Raw genomic sequence first — 18,378 nt, 5'->3', positions numbered from 1 at the left:
GCAGAAAGCCGGCCTTGCGCAGGTGTTGTAGTGGCTGACGAACCGATTATTGTAAAACGCGTCAAGAAAAGGGCTGCCGCCCACCACGGCGGCTCCTGGAAAGTCGCGTTTGCCGACTTCGCTACCGCCATGATGGCGTTCTTCCTGGTGCTGTGGCTCACCACCAACGCAACACCGGAGCAGAAGCTGGCGGTGGAGGGGTATTTCAAGGATCCGGTGGGATACACAGAGGGCGGTAGCCAGAACCCGGTCGACCTTGGCGGCAGTGCCGCGGTGTTGGAGGCCAGTGGCGAGGACCAGGTTGGCAGCACCATCTCGGTAGATGATCAGAGTATCGAAAGCCTTTCGGAACAGCTGGAGCAGCGCCAGATGGAAGAGCTGTTCCAGGACCTGAGGGAGCAGATCGAGAGTAGTGAAACCTTGAGCGAGTTCAGGGACCAGCTGCTGATTGACATCACCGACGAGGGTCTGCGCATCCAGATTGTCGACCGCTCCCAGCGCCCCATGTTTGACAGCGGCAGTGCCCAGCTCAAGCCCTATTCCCAGGATATTCTCTTTGAACTGGCAAAGCCCCTCGGTTCCGTGCGTAACAAGCTATCCATTACCGGGCATACGGATGCCACGCCTTTCAGCGGCCGGCCGGGTTACACGAACTGGGAGCTGTCTGCCGACCGGGCCAACGCTGCCCGCAGGGCGCTGGTGACTGGCGGAGTCCGGCCCGAGCAGATTAGCCGTGTCGTGGGGCTCAGCGATTCGGTGTTGTTCGACAAGGAAGATCCTACCGCGCCGGTTAACCGTCGCATCTCGATTATCGTGCTTAACAAGAAGGCCGTCGGTGAAATTGAAGGCCGGGCGGGGCGTACCGGTGAGCCACTTATTGATCTCACCAAGCCTTCCGAGGCTGAGGAGGAGGCTGCCCGGCAACGGCTGGAGAGCGGAGAATGGGCTCAGGAAGAAGAGCCAGTGCGCCCCAATGAGCTGAACTGGTAAGGGCGGAATCGCCCCGGTTAATTGTCTCAGCTCAGCTTCAGGCCCCTTGCCTGCTGCTCCTCCATGGCCTGCAGGATTCGCCGGAAGCTGTGCAGGCGTTCTGGCGTAATCCGGCCCTCTGCCACCGCTTCATCCAGGGCGCACCCCGGCTCTCCCTGGTGGCGACAGTCCCGGAAACGGCAATGGCCGATGACCTCGCGGATCTCACGGAAACCGAACTCGATTTCCGCCGGCGTCATGTGCCACAGGCCGAATTCACGAATGCCCGGTGAGTCGATCAGGTCACCCCCGCAATCCAGGTGGAACAGCCTTGCCGTTGTCGTGGTGTGGGTGCCCTTGCCGGTACTTTCTGACAGGGCGCCCACCTTCAACTCCCGGTCCGGCACCAGCGTCTGGATAATCGACGACTTGCCAACGCCGGACTGCCCTACGAACACACTGGTTCGGTCCTTCACCAGGCCGGTTATCACGCCGCCATGGGCATCCGGGTGATGAGCAGAGGCTTCAAGTACCTCATAGCCAAGGTGACGGTACCGGTCGAGCAAGGCATCGATGTGGTCCCGGTTCCGGTCGGTGAGCAGATCGGCCTTGTTCAGTAAAAGAACCGCGGGAATTCCGGTGTTCTCGGCCGCAACCAGGTACCGGTCAATCAGGTTGTCATGGGGTTCCGGCTCCGGCGCAATCACCAGCACAATATGGTCAATGTTCGCCGCCACAGGCTTCAGCTGACCAAAGTTGTCAGGCCGCTGCAGCAGGGAATGGCGCTCCTGCCGGGCCACGATCACCCCGGTATTGTCCGCCCCCTCGCACCAGGTGACCCGGTCGCCGGTCACCAGGCTGTCGATATTGGCCCGCACAAAGCAACGGAACAGCTTGCCCTGATGCTGCCCCTCCAGCGCCTCGACATCCAGCTGCTGGCCGTAATGGGCAATGACCAGCCCCGATTGTTCCGACCCCAGCTCACCGGACTCCCGCTGGGCCGCAATGGCCTGCTCCCGCTTGCCGGCACGGCGGGTGCGTTCTGCCTGGATCTTCTGGATACGGTGTTGCTGCTGCTTGCTGAGGCGGCGTTTCGCCATGGGAATCCTGATTGTTCTGGAAGTTGGGATGCTTCATCATATCAGACCTTGCCCAGCACACCTTCCAAACAGTGGAGATACGCCGCCATGGCCGAAGAAAACAACGACCGCCTGGTCTGGATAGACCTGGAAATGACCGGCCTGGATCCGGAAAGGGAACGGATCATCGAAATCGCCACCATCGTCACGGACTCCAACCTGAAGGTCATCGCCGAAGGCCCGGTACTGGCCGTCCATCAGAGCGATGAAGTACTCGACGCCATGGACGAATGGTGCACCCGCACCCACGGTAACAGTGGACTGACCCAGCGGGTAAAGGAAAGCCCCATCACCGAATCCGCCGCCGAGGAACAAACCCTGAACTTCCTTGCCCAGCACCTGGAGCCAGGCACCTCGCCGTTGTGCGGCAACAGCATCGGCCAGGACCGCCGCTTCCTGGTCAAATACATGCCCCGGCTGGAAGCCTTCTTCCACTACCGCAACCTCGACGTCAGCACTGTCAAGGAGCTGGCCCGCCGCTGGCGCCCGGATGTATTGGGCGGCGTCCGCAAGAAAGGCTCTCACCTGGCCCTGGACGACATCCGGGATTCCATCGCGGAATTGCAGCACTACCGGGAGACATTTTTCCGTTTGGAAAAATAGGGCTTTCCCGGCGGCTGAACTGAACAAGGAATTCCGGTAGAATTCCGCCTCTGTTTTCAGCCATCGACCAACACGAGCAAAAGGGTCCCATGGAAATCAATCCCATTGTTACGAAGATCAAGGAACTTCGTGAGCGCACTGAAGCGCTCAGGGGGTATCTTTGACTATGATCAGCGCAGTGAGCGCCTGACCGAAGTCGAACGCGAACTCGAACAACCCACCGTCTGGGACGACCCCGACCGGGCCCAGGCCCTCGGCAAGGAACGCGCCGACCTCGAACTGATCGTGCGCACCATCGACAACCTCACCAGCGGCCTCGACGACGCCGACAGCCTGCTGGAAATGGCCGCTGAGGAAGAGGACGAAGGTACCGTCGCAGACATCGAAAGCGACCTCGACAGCCTCGACAAGGAACTCGAAAAACTCGAATTCCGCCGCATGTTCTCCGGTGAAATGGACGCCAATAACGCCTACCTGGACATCCAGGCCGGCTCCGGCGGCACCGAAGCCCAGGACTGGGCCAACATGCTCCTGCGCATGTACCTGCGCTGGGCCGAGCGCCGTGGCTTCAAGGCCGAGATCGTCGAACTCCAGGAAGGGGAAGTGGCCGGCATCAAGAGTGCCACCATCCACATCCAGGGCGACTATGCCTACGGCTGGCTACGTACCGAAACCGGCGTACACCGCCTGGTGCGCAAATCCCCGTTTGATTCCGGCAACCGTCGCCACACCTCTTTCTCGTCGGTGTTCGTGTCACCGGAAGTGGACGACAGCTTTGTCATTGAAATCAATCCCGCCGACCTGCGTGTGGACGTGTACCGCGCCTCCGGCGCCGGCGGTCAGCACGTTAACCGGACCGAATCCGCGGTGCGACTGACCCACAACCCCACCGGCATTGTCGTGGCCTGCCAGGCTGGTCGCAGCCAGCACCAGAACAAGGACCAGGCCATGAAGCAGCTCAAGGCCAAGTTGTTCGAGCGGGAAATGCAGTTGCGTAACGCCGAAAAACAGAAGCAGGAAGATGCCAAGTCGGACATCGGCTGGGGCAGCCAGATCCGCTCCTACGTGCTGGACGACAGCCGCATCAAGGACCTGCGTACCAAGGTTGAAACCAGCAACACCCAGAACGTACTGGACGGTGACATCGACAAGTTCATCGAAGCCAGTCTAAAGATGGCGCTGTAAACAGCGCCTTCTGCCATCGCTCTAACCCGGAAACTCCGACCTATTCTGTGAGCCAAGATGACTGACCACAACCCGAACGCCACACACACCGAGGACAACAAGCTGATTGCCGAGCGCCGTGCCAAGCTGGCCGAGCTGCGCGAACAGGGCAATCCCTTCCCCAACGATTTTCGCCGCGACGCCACGGCTGCCGAGCTGCAGGAGAAATACGGCGACAAATCCAAGGAAGAGCTGGAGTCCATGGGCATCAAGGTGGCCATTGCTGGCCGCATGATGCTCGATCGCAAGGCGTTCAAGGTGGTCCAGGACATGACCGGCCGAATTCAGGTCTATGCGTCCAAGGACGTGCAGAAAGATACAAAGCACTGGGACCTGGGCGATATTATTGGCGTGCGAGGTACCCTGTCCAAGTCTGGTAAGGGCGACCTTTACGTCACCATGGATGAGTATGTGCTGCTCACCAAGTCCCTGCGCCCGCTGCCGGAGAAGCACAAGGGCCTGACCGACACCGAGGCCCGCTACCGTCACCGGTACGTGGACCTCATGATGAACGAGGAAAGCCGCCGGGTGTTCCACGCCCGCTCGCAGATCATCAACGTCATGCGCCAGTACTTCGCTGAGCGGGATTTCATGGAAGTGGAAACCCCCATGTTGCAGGTGATTCCCGGTGGTGCGACTGCCAAGCCCTTTGTCACCCACCACAACGCCCTGGGTATCGACATGTACCTGCGGATTGCGCCGGAGCTGTTCCTCAAGCGCCTGGTGGTGGGTGGTTTTGAGCGGGTCTTCGAGATTAACCGTAACTTCCGTAACGAGGGTCTCTCCACCCGGCATAACCCCGAGTTCACCATGGTGGAGTTCTACCAGGCCTACGCCGACTACAACGACCTGATGGATCTTACCGAGGATATGCTGCGCACCATTGCGCAGAAAGTACTGGGAACCACGACGGTCACCCATACCCGCACCCTGGGTGACGGTACCGAAGAGACCATTGAATACGACTTTGGCAAGACCTTCGAGCGCCTGACCGTGGTTGATGCGATCCTGCGCCACAACCCGGATATTACCCGGGAGCAACTGGCTGACAACATGCAGGCTCGCCAGGTTGCCCAGGACCTGGGTATCCAGGTCAAGGCTGGCTGGGGGCTGGGCAAGGTGCAGATCGAGATATTCGAGGCCACCGCCGAGCACCGGCTGATGCAGCCGACGTTCATCACCGAGTACCCGAAGGAAGTGTCACCCCTGGCTCGTTGCAAGGACAGTGACCCGTTTGTCACCGAGCGGTTCGAGTTCTTCGTTGGCGGCCGCGAGATTGCCAACGGCTTCTCCGAGCTCAACGATGCGGAAGACCAGGCCGAGCGCTTCCACGCCCAGGTCGCCGAGAAAGACGCCGGTGACGACGAGGCCATGTTCTACGACGAAGACTACGTGATGGCGCTGGAATACGGCCTGCCGCCCACGGCCGGTGAGGGCATCGGTATCGACCGGCTGGCCATGTTGCTGACAGATTCCCCGTCCATCCGTGACGTTATCCTGTTCCCGGCCATGCGCCCGGAGCACCGGCATGAGCACAAGCACGACGAGGCCGAGTAACGCCATGCATCCCGCCGAGATCCTGGCCCGGGAACTCAAACCCGGGCGCGGCTGGGACCAGTGGCTGGCCGACGAGTTCCGCCAGCCTTACATGCAGCAACTGGCGGAATTCCTGGCGGCGGAGGAAGCCGCCGGCAAGGTGCTGTTCCCGGAGCGTCGCCATTGTTTCAACGCCCTGAACAGTACCCCACTGGACCGGGTCAAGGTCGTCATCATCGGCCAGGACCCGTACCACGGCCCGGGCCAGGCCCACGGCCTCTGCTTCTCGGTGCGCCCCGGTGTCGCCGTGCCGCCATCACTGGTCAATATCTTCAAGGAAATCCGCGACGACCTGGGTATCGAACCCCCGGACCATGGCTGCCTGCAGCCCTGGGCGGAGCAGGGGGTCCTGTTGATCAATGCGGTGCTCACCGTTCAGCAGGGCAATGCCGGCGCCCATCAGGGCAAGGGCTGGGAGCACTTTACCGACAAGGTTATCGAAACCATCAATGAGCACCGGCAAGGCGTGGTGTTCCTGCTCTGGGGCAGCTATGCCCGTAAGAAAGGCCGCATCATCGACCGCAGCCGCCACCTGGTGCTGGAAGGCCCGCACCCGTCACCCCTGAGCGCCTACCGCGGCTTTTTCGGCTGCAAGCACTTTTCGAAAGCCAACCAGTGGCTGGAGCAGCATGGGCAGGAACCCATCGACTGGTCATTACCCAGCATGCAAGAACTACTTGAAAGGTACGCAAAGAGATCAGCGGGATAAAGCTCCCACCCTGGCCAGGCGGGCGTGGGGGTGGGGATGTTTTTCTGCAGGGAAAAGGTGTCTGAGCGAAGCGAGTTCTTTTCCCGAAAGAAAAATATCCCTGCCGCCGCGCCCAGGCAACGGAAGCTGAACTAACTACTTCAGTAACGCCATAGCCGCTTCCATCTGAGCGTTAAGGTCTTCCTCATCATTCAGGTTGGCATTGGGGTCCAGCCCCAGCCGGTCAAAAGCACTGATCGTGCTCCAGTCCATCTCGTTGACCGGGTGATCTGTGCCAGCAAGCAGCTGGAGATTGGCAACCATCACCAGGTCAGCGTAATCGGCGGATGCTACCTGGCGCTGGTAGTTCTGATATTCCAGCGGGACCATCTGCAGGTCTTCCGGGAAGTCCCAGCGCTTGAGAATGCTCGTGCCAATGCGCGGGTGCAGCTCGTCGATCACATTGTCCAGCATGATGCTGCTGATCTGTACGTCCTGGTCTTCCACATAACGCAGGATAGGCAGCACGCCGATCATGTGAACCAGCCCGGCCAGCGTGGCCTGGTCCGGTTTCAGGCGGGTGTATTGCTGGGCAAGTACGTGGCAGATGCCCGCCACCTCGGTGCTGGTCTGCCAGTTCGCCCGCAGGCGCTTGTCGACCATGTCGGAGGTGGCCTGGAACATCTGCTCCATTGCCAGGCCCATGGCCAGGTTGCTGGTATAGGCCATGCCCAGACGGCTGACCGCCATGTTCAGGTTCTCGATGGCGCGACTGCCCCGGAACAGCGGGCTGTTGCAAACCCGGATGAGCCGCGCGGACAGTGCAGTATCGTTGCTGATGACCCTCACCAGATCCATGATGGACGAGTCTTCGGACTCGGCAATGTCACGTACCTGGAGGGCAACCTCCGGCAGGGTGGGCAGGATCAGTTTGTCGCTTTCGATAGCCGACAGGATATCGTCGCGAATGGTGTCAACAATGTTGGACATAGTGCGTTTAGGTCCCTGATCATTCAGTTAACGTCGCAGATGGTCCCGTTATAGCAGATCCGGACGCGTTTTCCTGTCACCTTATGTATCTGACGACTCTGCCTCACGTTCCGGGACCGCGTAGGGCAGGGGCAATACTTGTAGCGGTCGTTCCGACCCGGGAAGGAACAGGTCCTTACCGGCATCAGCGTGGCGCAGTACTGCCAGGAACTGAACCGAACCATTGTCAAATGTCACTGCGCGGACTACCTCGCCGACTGATTTTTCGCCTGCCATGACGGGCGATCCCGGCGCTGGTTGCTCTCCCGACTCAACGCCAAGGCGATACAGGCTCTTCTTCAATTGTCCCAGGAAGTGCATGCGGGCAATGACTTCCTGCCCGGTATAACAACCCTTTTTGAAGTGAATGCCCTCCAGGTGCTGAAGGTTCAGCATCTGGGGAACCCAGGCTTCCTTTGTTTCAGGGGTCAGTTCGGGGACTCCGGCGGCAATCTCACTGGCGTTCCATTCCGCCAAAGAGACCTGGTGAAGCCGGCCAAGGATGTCCTGAAGGGTGCCATCCACCCCTTGCGGTAGCCAGAGCTCAAAACGGGGAGTGCCCTCGGCGGTGGCGTTGGTGCGTACGAGGTACCCACTGCCCAGTGCCAGTGAGCTGTTGATTGCCTCTGGCACGGGTGAGGCATCACCCGCGACTGTCCCGGCGGCGGCTTCGCCGATAAGGCCGAAAACCTGGCCACTATCGAGTCGTTCCATGGACGTGCCCCGGAAAAGCATCAGATACTTGTTCAGGTGGGCCGCCACGTCATCCGCCAGGCTGGCGGGCATGGTCAGCAACACGTCTTCGCCATCGCGGACCAGCCGGGTCAGCAGGTAGGCGCGGCCCTTGGGCGTGCTGGCGGCGGCCCGGGGGGAGTGTCCCGCCACCACATTGGTGAGGTTCTGGCTCAACTGGCCCTGCAGGAAGTCATTGGTACCAGGCCCGCTGACCCGGAACAGCATCTGGTTGTCCAGCCGCGCGGCGGCGGGAAGTTCCGGGTGACGACGGGCGACATTATTGGCATCAGTGGTCATGGGTCTTGCCTCCGGGCCAGATACGTTGCGTGAAATTCTTGTACCACGGGGTCTCATCAATGGGGGCGGGGTGCTCCGGCATCAACCTCAGCCACACCCGCATTCGCCGCAGGGATTCAGCCGGCACATTGCCCAGCGGCCTGGGCAACAGGATAACCGGGTAGCGGCGACCACTGCTGTGCCCCAACAGGCCAAGGACCAGGTAGCGCCCAGAAACCCGGCTGTCGCCGGATACCTTGACCTCTTCCTCATCGCCATTCGCCAGGGTTGTGAAGAGGCGTGGGCCGCGGGCAGTCAGTTGCCTGACGGCGTCCGGTTCGGTAAGTGTTCCAGCCTGGCGCCAGCGGCGCATGCCCTGAAGGGCCAGCAAGGCGACAACCGGCACCAGTAGCCAGGCTCCCCTGATGGCCATGCCCAGCCCGACGAGCACCAGCAGTATCCAAGGCGCAGCGGCAAGCAGCCCGATTACCGTGGAGGGCGCAAGGGGTAGTTCAATCCGGTTGTACACGGTCCAGGATCAGCCGGACGATGCGGCGCAGGTCGGGGTCATCCGGCTCGCTGCGCTGCATGAACCATTCAAACATGTCTGCATCCTCGCACTGGATCAGCTTGTGGTAGCGTTGCCGGTCTTCTTCCGGCAGCGACGGATAGGCTTCCTCCAGGAAGGGAATCAGCAGCACGTCCAGTTCCAGCATGCCACGACGGCTGTGCCACCAGAGGCGATTGAACTCGGCTTGGGATTTTTCGGACATCGATTCAGGGCTCGCTTGAGAGTGTGGTGCCGGTTAATGGCCGGCACTCAGGGTGATGCAATACGGTATGTGGTCGGCACCAGTACGGTATCTTCCGGGTCATTCTGCAAGCCCGGGTAGTCCAGGGTGAAGTGCAGCCCCCGGCTTTCCTTGCGTTGCAGGGCCGAGCAGATAATCAGGTCCGACACGGTGACCAGGTTGCGAAGCTCCAGCAGATCGTTGGTGACCCGGTAGTTGCTGTAGAACTCGCTGATCTCCCGGGCCAGCAGGTCGACCCGGTGCTTGGCGCGCTGTAGCCGCTTGGTGGTGCGCACAATGCCCACATAGTCCCACATGAAGTGGCGGAGTTCATCCCAGTTGTGGGAGATCACCACATCCTCGTCAGAGTCGCGAACCTGGGACTCGTCCCAGTCGGGTGCTCTCGGCGGTGCGGGGATGTCGTCCTCCCGCCGGGCGATATCCGCTGCGGCAGCCCGACCATACACCAGGCACTCCAGTAACGAGTTGCTGGCCATCCGGTTGGCGCCATGCAGGCCGGTAAAGGCCGCCTCGCCCACCGCATAGAGCTGGTTGATATCGGTGCGGGCGCGCTCGTCAGTGATGATACCGCCACAGGTATAGTGGGCCGCCGGCACCACCGGGATCGGTTCGCGGGTGATATCAATGCCGAAGCCAAGGCACTTCTCATAGATGGTGGGGAAGTGCTCGCGGATAAAGTCCGCCGGCTTGTGGCTGATATCCAGGTAAAGATGGTCCGCCCCCAGCCGTTTCATTTCATGGTCAATAGCCCGGGCGACGATGTCCCGGGGTGCCAATTCGCCCCTGCTGTCAAAGCGATCCATGAAGCGACTCCCGTCGGGCAGTTTCAGCACCCCGCCTTCGCCCCGCACCGCTTCGCTGATCAGGAACGACTTGGCATGGGGGTGGTAAAGACAGGTGGGGTGGAACTGGTTGAATTCCATGTTCGATACCCGGCAACCGGCCCGCCAGGCCATGGCAATACCATCGCCGGAAGCACCGTCCGGGTTGGTGGTATAACGGTAGGCCTTGCTGGCGCCACCGGTTGCAATTACCGTGAACCTGGCCCTGAACAACTCCACGTGGCTGGTTTCCAGGTTCAGGATGTAGGCACCCACACAGCGGTTGCCGGGCAGTGCCAGCTTGCGGTTGGTAATCAGGTCGACCGCTACCCGGTTGGACAGCAGGTCAATGTTCGCCCGACTGGCGGCTTGCTGGCTCAGGGTGGTGGAGACGGCATTACCCGTGGCATCCGCCGCATGGATAATGCGCCGGTGACTGTGGCCACCTTCCCGGGTCAGGTGCAGCTTTTCATTTTCGTCGCGGGTGAACTGCACACCGTTGTCGATCAGCCAGCGGATGCTCTCGGCCGCATTCTCCACGGTGTAACGGACGGCATCTTCATGGCAAAGGCCTCCGCCGGCACTGAGGGTATCGTTGATGTGCGCCTCGATGGAGTCGTCGCTGTCGAGCACAGCAGCGATGCCGCCCTGGGCCCATAGCGTGGCCCCACTGGTAATATCGGCCTTGCTGATCACAGCGACCCGCAAATGGGGAGGCAGGTTCAGGGCGACAGTGAGCCCGGCAGCGCCGCTGCCGATAATGAGAACGTCGTATTCGTGAGACTGTGGCATGTGATCGTTATCGCGGGCCATAATGTGCCGGGTATTGAACTAAACTTTCTGCCTGCTGTCTATTTGCCCACAAAGGAACGGACAGGTTACCCGGCGTATCGGACGCCCGGGATTTCCGTCGCCAATATGTGGAACCAGCGCCTATGATCATGAGCGAAAGACGGCAGTCAGGTCCAGCGGTCCAGCTAAAGGAGGCACCCGCCGGCCCCATCATGAAACCGGATGCAGAACAGACCCGGCCCAACGCCCCGGACGGCCAGACGGACCTGCAGCTGGTTCGCAAGGCTCGTCAGGGTGACCGGTCAGCCTTTGACCTGTTGGTGCTCAAGTACCAGTCCAGGGTGGCCTCCATTATCAGCCGGTATATCTACGACAGCCAGGAAGTGATGGACCTGACCCAGGAAACCTTCGTCAAGGCCTACCGGGCCATTGAACGGTTCCGGGGTGACAGTGCCTTCTACACCTGGCTATACCGGATCGCGGTGAATACCGCCAAGAATTTCCTTGAAGCCCGCGGCCGCCGCCCTCAGGGCGTGGCTGACGTGGCAGACGCTGAAAGCTATGAAGACGGTGGGCGCCTTCGGGAAGTGGCGTCACCGGAGGGGTTCCTGCAGCGGGACCAGCTGCGGGAGGCTTTGGAAAAAGCCATCGGAGCCCTGCCGGAAGAGCTGCGATCAGCCTTCCTGTTGCGGGAATATGAAGGGCTCTCCTATGAGGACATCGCACGGATCCTGGAATGCCCCATTGGCACCGTCCGTTCGAGGATATTCAGGGCCAGGGATGCCATTGACCGCCAGCTCGGACCGATGCTGGATAACTCATGACGACTGATTATCAAAGAGGTACAGGCAATGGATGATCGGCTCAGAGAAACCTTGTCGGCCATGATGGATGACCAGGCTGACGAGCTGGCTGTGCGCCGGGTCCTGTCCCATCCTGACCAACAGGCCGTTCGGGAACAGTGGCAGCGCTGGCAACGCATCCGGGATGTGATTCACGAGGCGCCCCATGGTGATGCCGGTTTTGATGTGCGGGCGGCGGTTCGTGACAGCCTGGACCGGGCAGCCGATGCCGAAGTGGCCCAGCGACGGACCATTCGCCGGCGCCATGCGCCCTGGCGTTGGTCCGCGGTGGCGATGATCGCACTGGGTGTTGCTGTTGGCTTTGGTGCCGGCAGCGGCTGGGAAGTGATGTCAGAAGGTAGTCCTGACCACCTGGTGCCGGTTCAGGCACAGGCGCCGGCTGCCGCCAGCGGAACGGTGCCTGAGGTGGCCATTCAGGGTCTGAACGAGCGGCAGCGTGAACAGATCAGTCGCTACCTCCTTGAGCACGCCCAGTACAATAGCATCGGAGCCGGCCACGGGGCGTTGGGTTACGCACGTGTGACCAGTGTATCCGGTCAGGGTTACTAACAGGGTTGTCGCAAGATTGGGCGTTGCCGGTGGCGACTGACCGGTTACGGTTTACTGACGGGTTGAGGGTGTTTGTTTGATCCGATTGAAAGGGGTTCCCACAGGTTCGGCCAGGTCTGCGGCACAATGGTGCCCAGGCGCGCGGGGCTGGACAGTAGCCTGCCTGCTTGCGCTCATGGTCCTGGCCATGGTGCCTGCCCAGGCTGCCGCCCGGGAAACTGCCGAGTCCTGGTTGCTGAAGCTTGGCCCCGCCCTGAATATGACAACCTACCGGGGGGTCTTTGTATATTCCCGGGGTGACCAGGTGAGCTCCATGATGATTGCCCACCGGTATCGGGACGGGCAGGTGGATGAACGCCTGGTGGTCCAGGACGGTGCCAACGGCGAAATCATCCGGCGGGGCAGCCGGGTGGTGTGTGTCTTGCCAGAGCATGGCCGTATCCACCTGGACCAGGTGATCCCGTCCGGTCCCTTCGCGGAAGCCTTTGCCAGTCAGCAAGTGCCCGTGGGCGCCTGGTATCAGCCAGAGTTGCTGGGTGAGGACCGGATAGCCGGGTATCCCGCCGTAGTGATTGCATTGCAACCCCGGGATGACCACCGCTACGGCTACCGACTGTGGATGGAAAAGGACACCGGACTGTTGCTCAAGAGCCATGTGCGTCAACAGGATGAAGTGCTGGAACGTTTCCAGTTCACTACGCTCGAGATCACCGATTACCTTCCTGACTCCGAGTTCGAAGTTAATGTCGGGGCTGAAGTGAAGGATATTACGCCGGTGCTGAACCTGTCGGGGGAGCATGGTGGGATGGATGGCTGGGACCTGGGATGGCGCCCGGATGGCTTCATGCCGGCGGCCACCCCGCGAGGCGGTCGCGGCCAGGCGGTGTCGTTCTCCGACGGCCTGGCCACCTTCTCGGTTTTCGTGGAGCCCGCCGGGACCCCGGAGATGCCCCAGGGCGCATCACGAATCGGGGCTACCACCCTTTACATGCATTACACCGAGGCCGGGGAAGCAGACCGGGAGCGCTTCCTGGTCACGGTGGTCGGGGAAATTCCCCACATACTGCCATGCAGGTGGCCCAGTCCGTGACGGTTGACGATCGCAACGCCCTTGCGCGGGCGTTGGCTGACTGACGACAGGACCTTACATGATCCACGAGACCGGTACCGTCATTTCCGTGCAGGGTGGGGATGCCTGGGTACAAACCATCAGGGAGAGTGCCTGCCAGTCCTGCAAGGCACGCCATGGCTGTGGTCAGAAAGCCCTGGCCGGCCTGACTTCAGGCCAGTCACGGCAGATCCGTGTTGCCAATACCCTGCAGGCGAAGCCGGGGGACCAGGTTACCGTTGCCATCGAAGAGACTGCCCTGCTGAAAGCGTCCCTGTTGGTGTATGCAGTGCCATTATTGTTGATGGTGGCAGCAACGGCCCTGGCCGGTATGCTATTGCCGGGTAATGACCTTGCAGCGATGCTCTGTGCCGGCGCAGGGCTTGCCACCGGGCTTTGGTGGGCGGGGCGTCAGTCCCGGGTCGGCGCGGCGCGCTGGCAGCCGGTGATGGGGCGGCTGGTGCCCCGGGTCCGGGAGCTCTGAGCAAGGCATTACAGTGCCAGTAAGGCGTTGAAAATCCCCGACATGGTCACCAGATTGGAAATGATCTCACAGTGCCCGTCCAGAGGGCAGGGCACCCGGATAACGAAAAGGGTTTACATAAAACGGCACGTCATAGGGAGCGATTACATGACAAGACTGTTCCAGCCTGCATCATCTGTCCGGCAAGTGCGCCTGCCATCCTGGTTTGCGTTGCTGGTTGCCTCTATCCTTCCATTACTGCTCATCCAGTCGGCAAGCGCCCAGTCGTTGCCGGATTTCACCGGCCTGGTGGAGGAGAATTCCGCAGCGGTGGTCAATATAAGCACGGTTTCAGAACCGGATCCCCGTACACAGCAAACACCGTTCAGCGAGCGGGAGCTGGAGCAGATGCCGGATTTCTTTCGTCATTTCTTTGGGGGCCCCAGTCACCCTTCGGAGGTGGCTCAGCCCAGCCCAGGCGTTCGATGGGTTCTGGCTTCATTGTTTCCGAAGACGGTTATGTACTCACCAATAACCATGTGATCGAGGGGGCGGACGAAGTCATGGTGCGCCTTAATGATCGCCGCGAACTGCCGGCCACGGTGGTGGGTACAGACCCCCGATCTGACATGGCCGTGCTCAAGATAGAGGACGACGAGCCATTGCCGGTGGTTCGTATCGGCCAGTCGTCAGAGCTGAAACCGGGTCAGTGGGTCTTTGCCATCGGTTCGCCATTCGGCTTCGACTACACCGTCACTTCCGGCATTGTGAGCGCAACCGGACGCTCCCTGCCCACCGAGAACTATGTCCCTTTCATTCAGACCGATGTGGCCATCAACCCCGGTAACTCAGGCGGCCCGCTGTTCAACATGGATGGCGAAGTGGTCGGTATCAACTCACAGATCTACACCCGTTCCGGTGGTTTTATGGGTGTGTCTTTTGCTATTCCCATCGATGACGCCATGAATGTGTTCCGGCAGCTTCGCGACGGGGGTTCCGTGGCCCGGGGCTGGCTGGGTGTGCTGATCCAGGAGGTCAACCGTGACCTGGCGGAATCTTTCGGCCTGAGTCGGCCCCGTGGAGCGCTGGTTGCAGAGGTGATGCCGGATTCTCCGGCAGCGCAGGCAGGTCTGCAGGCGGGTGACATCGTGCTGGCCTACGAGGGCGAAGCGATTGAGCGTTCGGCTGACCTGCCGCCTAAAGTTGGCCGCACCCCCGTGGGCGATCAAGTAGACCTGACCGTATTGCGGCAGGGCAAGGAGCGCACCATCGAGGTGGAAATCGGCCGCCTGCCCGAGGAGGAGGGTGCAGGCACAACCCCGGGCGCCCCCTCCGGTTCTGCTGGTGGCCCGCTGGGCATGCAGGTGGAGCCGTTGCCGGACCAGTTGGCCAGCCGGCTGGATATTGCTGGCGGGGTGCTGGTCACCGAAGTGGGGCAGGGGCCGGCCTTCCAGGCGGGTATTCGTCGCAATGACGTGATCACCGAACTCAATCGCCAGGCCATCAGCGGCATTGAGGATTTCCGGGCGGCGGTCAGCAATTTGCCCTCGGACCGCGCAGTCTCGGTGCGTATTATCCGGGAAGGTCGTGCCACCTACCTGGTGATGAAGCCCTGATGTGACCCCCTTATCACCACCTGACTGTCAACTGTGACGGAGTTGGCAGCCAGGTGGGTTGGCGTCTGCTGTTCTGGCGGACGGCTTTCTGTTACTTTTACCTGTTAATGAATGCGACACTCGATGATGGGCGGGGTCCCGCCACTTGTGGTTTCTGGCATTCCGGTCATCTTTTGGCCACACTATTGATCCAGTGGCGCGCCCCTGTTTGCTCAGGCGGGGCAGGCATTGAATATCCAGGGAACGGACTCGGAAATGATCAACAAGAAGGATATCTCCCTCAGGGAACTGCTTCGTCCCCGCCACGCACGCATGGCGTGGTTGGTCCTGGCCATTGCCCTGTGTGTTACCGCTGCCCTTTGGGTTCTCTCTCTCCGCCTTGTCGAAGACCGCACTGAAAGCCGTTTCAATACACAGTCCCTTCAACTCAAGACCGCTATCGAGGAACGACTGCTCAACTATGAACAGGTGCTTGCCGGCAGCGCCGGTCTGTTCTCGGTGGCCGGTGAGGTCTCCCGGGAGGAGTGGCGTACCTATATCGACAAGGTCAATATTGACCGTTACTACCCCGGCATCCAGGGGATTGGCTACACCCGGCGTATCATGATCAATGAGCTTCATGGGCACCTGCAGGAACTGGAAGCAGAGGGCCTGGAGGGGTATGTGGTCCGACCCCGGGGCTGCGGCCGGAATTCCACCCCATCGTTTACCTGGAGCCCGCCACGGAGCGCAACCGGCGGGCCTTTGGCTACGATGCCTACCAGGATCCCATTCACCGGAAGGCCATCGAAAGGGCCCGCGATACCGCCGGCCCGGTGGTGACCGGCAAGGTCGTGCTGGTGCAGGAGGAGGTGGCCGAGGACCAGGCAGGCTTCCTGATGTACTACCCGGTCTATCACGGCGGCGTTGTACCCCAGTCCCTTGGAGAGCGCCGTATGTTGCTCAAGGGCTTCGTGTTCAGTGCCTTCCGGACCAATAACCTGCTGGACGGTATTGTCGGGCTGATTTCACCCTTCCTCGACGTGCGTATCTATGACGGCAGCAGCCTGGGGCGGGAAACCCTGATGTACGGTTCCAACCTCGGTTCGCTGGATGAGGACTTCAGTTTCGAAAAGACCCAGCAGATCGAGTACGGCGGTCGTACCTGGGTGATCCAGACCCGCTCCACGCCGGCCTTCGATTTCCTGGCGTCCGATCCGCGCCCGGCAATTGTGCTTGGCTCGGGCATACTGGTAAGCCTGCTGCTGTTTGCCTTTGCTCTGGCGTTGATCCGTTCGAGGGTTCTGGCCCAGATAAGCGCCGGTCGTTACCGGGCCATTACGGAAGGCGCAAGCAATATCACCGTGGTGCTGAACCGTCAGGGACGGGCCACCTATGTCAGCCCGTCCAGTAATACCATTCTCGGATACGACCCGGACGATGCCCGTGACGTGCCCTCCCAGACACGGGTGCACAGTGATGACTGGCCCCGCCTGCAGGACGGCTTCCGTGAGGCCCTTCGCAAGCCCGGCGAACAGATGCCGGTGGTACGTGCGCGGATACGGGATGCCTCCGGCGAGTGGCGGGAAATGGAAGGCTCGTTTATCGCCATGTTGGATGTCCCGGGGGTTGAGGGCGTCGTGCTCAGCCTGCGGGACCTGACCCAGCTGCGGGCGGCCCAGTCGGAACTGCACAGGCTCGCCTTCTATGACCCGCTCACCGGACTGGCCAACCGCCAGCTGTTCCGGGACCGGCTGGCCCATGTGGTTCGCCGCAGTCGCCGCAGCCAGGAGCCGGCGGCCCTGATGTTCCTGGACCTGGACGGCTTCAAACGTATCAACGACACCCTGGGTCACGACGCCGGCGACCAGTTGCTGGAGCATGTGGCCCGGTGGCTCACCGGCTGCGTGCGCGAGGAAGACTCGGTGGCCCGACTGGGCGGCGATGAGTTCGTGGTGTTGCTGTCCCGTATCAGCGGGCCCGAGGCCGCCGCCAAGGTGGCCGAAACCATCCTGCGCCGTCTGTGTCAGCGGGTGCGCCTGAATGAACATGAGGTGGGCATCACCGTCAGTATTGGTGTAACCATGATCCCCCATGACAGCGAAGACCCGGGCGTGTTGATGAAGTACGCGGACCTTGCCATGTACCGGGCCAAGGAGCGGGGGCGTAATAACTACCAGTTCTTTACCCCGGCTATGAACCTGCAGGCCGCCCGCCGCCTGCTGCAGCAGGAAGAGCTGGCAAACGCCCTGGATGAAGACAGGTTCGTACTGCATTACCAGCCAAAGGTGGACCTCCACGCCCAGCAGGTCGTCGGCGTTGAAGCCTTCCTGCGCTGGCAGCACCCGGAGCGGGGGATGATCTCGGCACAGCAGTTTATCAACCTGGCCGAGGAGTCAGGGTTGATCATCCGTCTCGGCGAAATGGCATTGCGGCAGGCCTGTATCCAGATCCAGGCGCTGGAGCGCGCCGGGTTCGAACGTCTGCGGGTGGCGGTGAACCTGTCCGTTCGCCAGGCTACGGACCAGGGCTTCCTTGATCTGTTCCGCCGAATTATCACGGAAACCGGCGTGATGCCGGAGCGACTGGAGCTGGAGCTGCCAGCGGCACTGTTGAATGAGGACCCGCGTACCTTGCGAGCATTGCTCAATGGCCTCCACGAAACTGGCGCCCACCTGGTGCTTGACGACTTCGGTAGCGGCGCCTGTTCGCTGGCTGCCCTGCAACAGCTGCCCCTGGATGCGGTGAAAATCGATGACCGTTTTATCCGTGATATCCCCTACAACTCCAATGCCACCGACGTGGCCTCGGCCGTCATCGCCCTGGCCCGCAAGCTGCGCCTGACGGTGGTAGCCGAAGGTGTGGAGACCCCCCATCAGCTGCAATTCCTGCAGGATGCCGGCTGCGCCCAGTGTCAGGGCAACCTGTTCAGCCATCCACTGGATGAAGACTCGCTGATCAGTTACCTGGTCAACCAGTACGAGCGGGCGCTGATTCCGTGATCTGTGCGCATAATTGCGGAACCTCCGGGGTTGCTGGTCGATGGTAATGAGGCCAGACAACCGGTAAAATCCCGCCTTTGCAGGCGCCTGGCATTTTTCATTCGGCCGGCCCTG

The 18,378-nt window shown here is 61.2% G+C and carries 16 protein-coding genes and 2 pseudogenes; 12 read left to right on the top strand and 6 right to left on the bottom strand.

What is annotated here, in order from left to right; all coding sequences use genetic code 11:
- Positions 1-30: 30 nt before the first annotated feature.
- On the top strand, positions 31-990 hold the full coding sequence (gene motB / locus LJ360_RS14560; RefSeq protein WP_091852460.1) for a flagellar motor protein MotB: 960 nt from the start codon (positions 31-33) through the stop codon (positions 988-990).
- A gap of 26 nt (positions 991-1,016) precedes the next feature.
- Here motB and rsgA read toward each other — a convergent pair whose 3' ends face one another.
- Entirely contained in the window at positions 1,017-2,069 is a 1,053-nt protein-coding gene (gene rsgA, locus LJ360_RS14555) for a small ribosomal subunit biogenesis GTPase RsgA (RefSeq protein WP_091852457.1), read from the bottom strand.
- Positions 2,070-2,156: 87 nt separating this feature from the next.
- Between rsgA and orn the strand changes: the two genes are divergently transcribed.
- The 4 genes from orn to ung all read left to right on the top strand — a co-directional run bounded on the left by orn (position 2,157) and on the right by ung (position 6,240).
- Complete coding sequence (gene orn / locus LJ360_RS14550) at positions 2,157-2,711, top strand: oligoribonuclease (protein ID WP_091852454.1); 555 nt, start codon at positions 2,157-2,159, stop codon at positions 2,709-2,711.
- 89 nt (positions 2,712-2,800) lie between these two features.
- A protein-coding gene (prfB, locus tag LJ360_RS14545) for a peptide chain release factor 2 (RefSeq protein ID WP_143066604.1) occupies positions 2,801-3,896 on the top strand; the annotation gives its coding sequence in 2 pieces (ribosomal slippage) (positions 2,801-2,872 and positions 2,874-3,896; 1,095 coding nt in all).
- 57 nt (positions 3,897-3,953) lie between these two features.
- Positions 3,954-5,492 carry a lysine--tRNA ligase gene (gene lysS, locus LJ360_RS14540; RefSeq protein WP_091852448.1) on the top strand — a complete coding sequence of 513 codons (1,539 nt, stop codon included), beginning with the start codon at positions 3,954-3,956 and terminating at the stop codon, positions 5,490-5,492.
- Between the two features lie 4 nt (positions 5,493-5,496).
- Positions 5,497-6,240 (top strand): uracil-DNA glycosylase, encoded by a 744-nt coding sequence (ung, locus tag LJ360_RS14535; RefSeq protein WP_264996053.1) that lies wholly within the window; start codon positions 5,497-5,499, stop codon positions 6,238-6,240.
- 135 nt (positions 6,241-6,375) lie between these two features.
- On the opposite strand, the gene LJ360_RS14530 is transcribed toward ung, so the two are convergent.
- The 5 genes from LJ360_RS14530 to nadB form a co-directional block, all read right to left on the bottom strand.
- Positions 6,376-7,209, bottom strand: coding sequence for an HDOD domain-containing protein (locus tag LJ360_RS14530; RefSeq protein ID WP_091852442.1), 834 nt, complete (start codon positions 7,207-7,209; stop codon positions 6,376-6,378).
- A gap of 81 nt (positions 7,210-7,290) precedes the next feature.
- Positions 7,291-8,280 (bottom strand): YgfZ/GcvT domain-containing protein, encoded by a 990-nt coding sequence (locus LJ360_RS14525; protein WP_091852439.1) that lies wholly within the window; start codon positions 8,278-8,280, stop codon positions 7,291-7,293.
- Positions 8,270-8,788: a hypothetical protein gene (locus LJ360_RS14520; protein ID WP_091852436.1), complete on the bottom strand. Its 519-nt coding sequence runs from the start codon at positions 8,786-8,788 to the stop codon at positions 8,270-8,272. Before LJ360_RS14520 ends, LJ360_RS14525 begins: the two co-directional genes overlap by 11 nt.
- Positions 8,772-9,032, bottom strand: coding sequence for a succinate dehydrogenase assembly factor 2 (locus LJ360_RS14515; protein WP_091852433.1), 261 nt, complete (start codon positions 9,030-9,032; stop codon positions 8,772-8,774). Before LJ360_RS14515 ends, LJ360_RS14520 begins: the two co-directional genes overlap by 17 nt.
- A gap of 47 nt (positions 9,033-9,079) precedes the next feature.
- On the bottom strand, positions 9,080-10,684 hold the full coding sequence (nadB, locus tag LJ360_RS14510) for an L-aspartate oxidase (protein WP_177186054.1): 1,605 nt from the start codon (positions 10,682-10,684) through the stop codon (positions 9,080-9,082).
- A gap of 212 nt (positions 10,685-10,896) precedes the next feature.
- Between nadB and rpoE the strand changes: the two genes are divergently transcribed.
- The 7 genes and pseudogenes from rpoE (at position 10,897) to LJ360_RS14475 (ending at position 18,264) form a co-directional block, all read left to right on the top strand.
- Positions 10,897-11,508 (top strand): RNA polymerase sigma factor RpoE, encoded by a 612-nt coding sequence (gene rpoE, locus LJ360_RS14505; RefSeq protein ID WP_177186056.1) that lies wholly within the window; start codon positions 10,897-10,899, stop codon positions 11,506-11,508.
- A 27-nt stretch (positions 11,509-11,535) separates the two neighbouring features.
- Positions 11,536-12,096 (top strand): sigma-E factor negative regulatory protein, encoded by a 561-nt coding sequence (locus LJ360_RS14500; protein ID WP_091852427.1) that lies wholly within the window; start codon positions 11,536-11,538, stop codon positions 12,094-12,096.
- Between the two features lie 187 nt (positions 12,097-12,283).
- On the top strand, positions 12,284-13,186 hold the full coding sequence (locus tag LJ360_RS14495) for a MucB/RseB C-terminal domain-containing protein (protein ID WP_264994407.1): 903 nt from the start codon (positions 12,284-12,286) through the stop codon (positions 13,184-13,186).
- 58 nt (positions 13,187-13,244) lie between these two features.
- Positions 13,245-13,688 carry a SoxR reducing system RseC family protein gene (locus tag LJ360_RS14490; RefSeq protein ID WP_091852421.1) on the top strand — a complete coding sequence of 148 codons (444 nt, stop codon included), beginning with the start codon at positions 13,245-13,247 and terminating at the stop codon, positions 13,686-13,688.
- A gap of 147 nt (positions 13,689-13,835) precedes the next feature.
- Positions 13,836-15,283, top strand: a pseudogene (locus tag LJ360_RS14485) (DegQ family serine endoprotease).
- 255 nt (positions 15,284-15,538) lie between these two features.
- Positions 15,539-16,293, top strand: a pseudogene (locus tag LJ360_RS14480) (CHASE domain-containing protein); the annotation flags it as partial.
- A gap of 54 nt (positions 16,294-16,347) precedes the next feature.
- Positions 16,348-18,264 carry a putative bifunctional diguanylate cyclase/phosphodiesterase gene (locus LJ360_RS14475; RefSeq protein WP_413774432.1) on the top strand — a complete coding sequence of 639 codons (1,917 nt, stop codon included), beginning with the start codon at positions 16,348-16,350 and terminating at the stop codon, positions 18,262-18,264.
- Positions 18,265-18,378 lie beyond the last annotated feature (114 nt).

Source organism: Marinobacter sp. AN1, from assembly GCF_026013985.1.
GTDB lineage: Bacteria > Pseudomonadota > Gammaproteobacteria > Pseudomonadales > Oleiphilaceae > Marinobacter > Marinobacter segnicrescens.
This window is presented reverse-complemented; position numbering and strand designations above follow the sequence as displayed.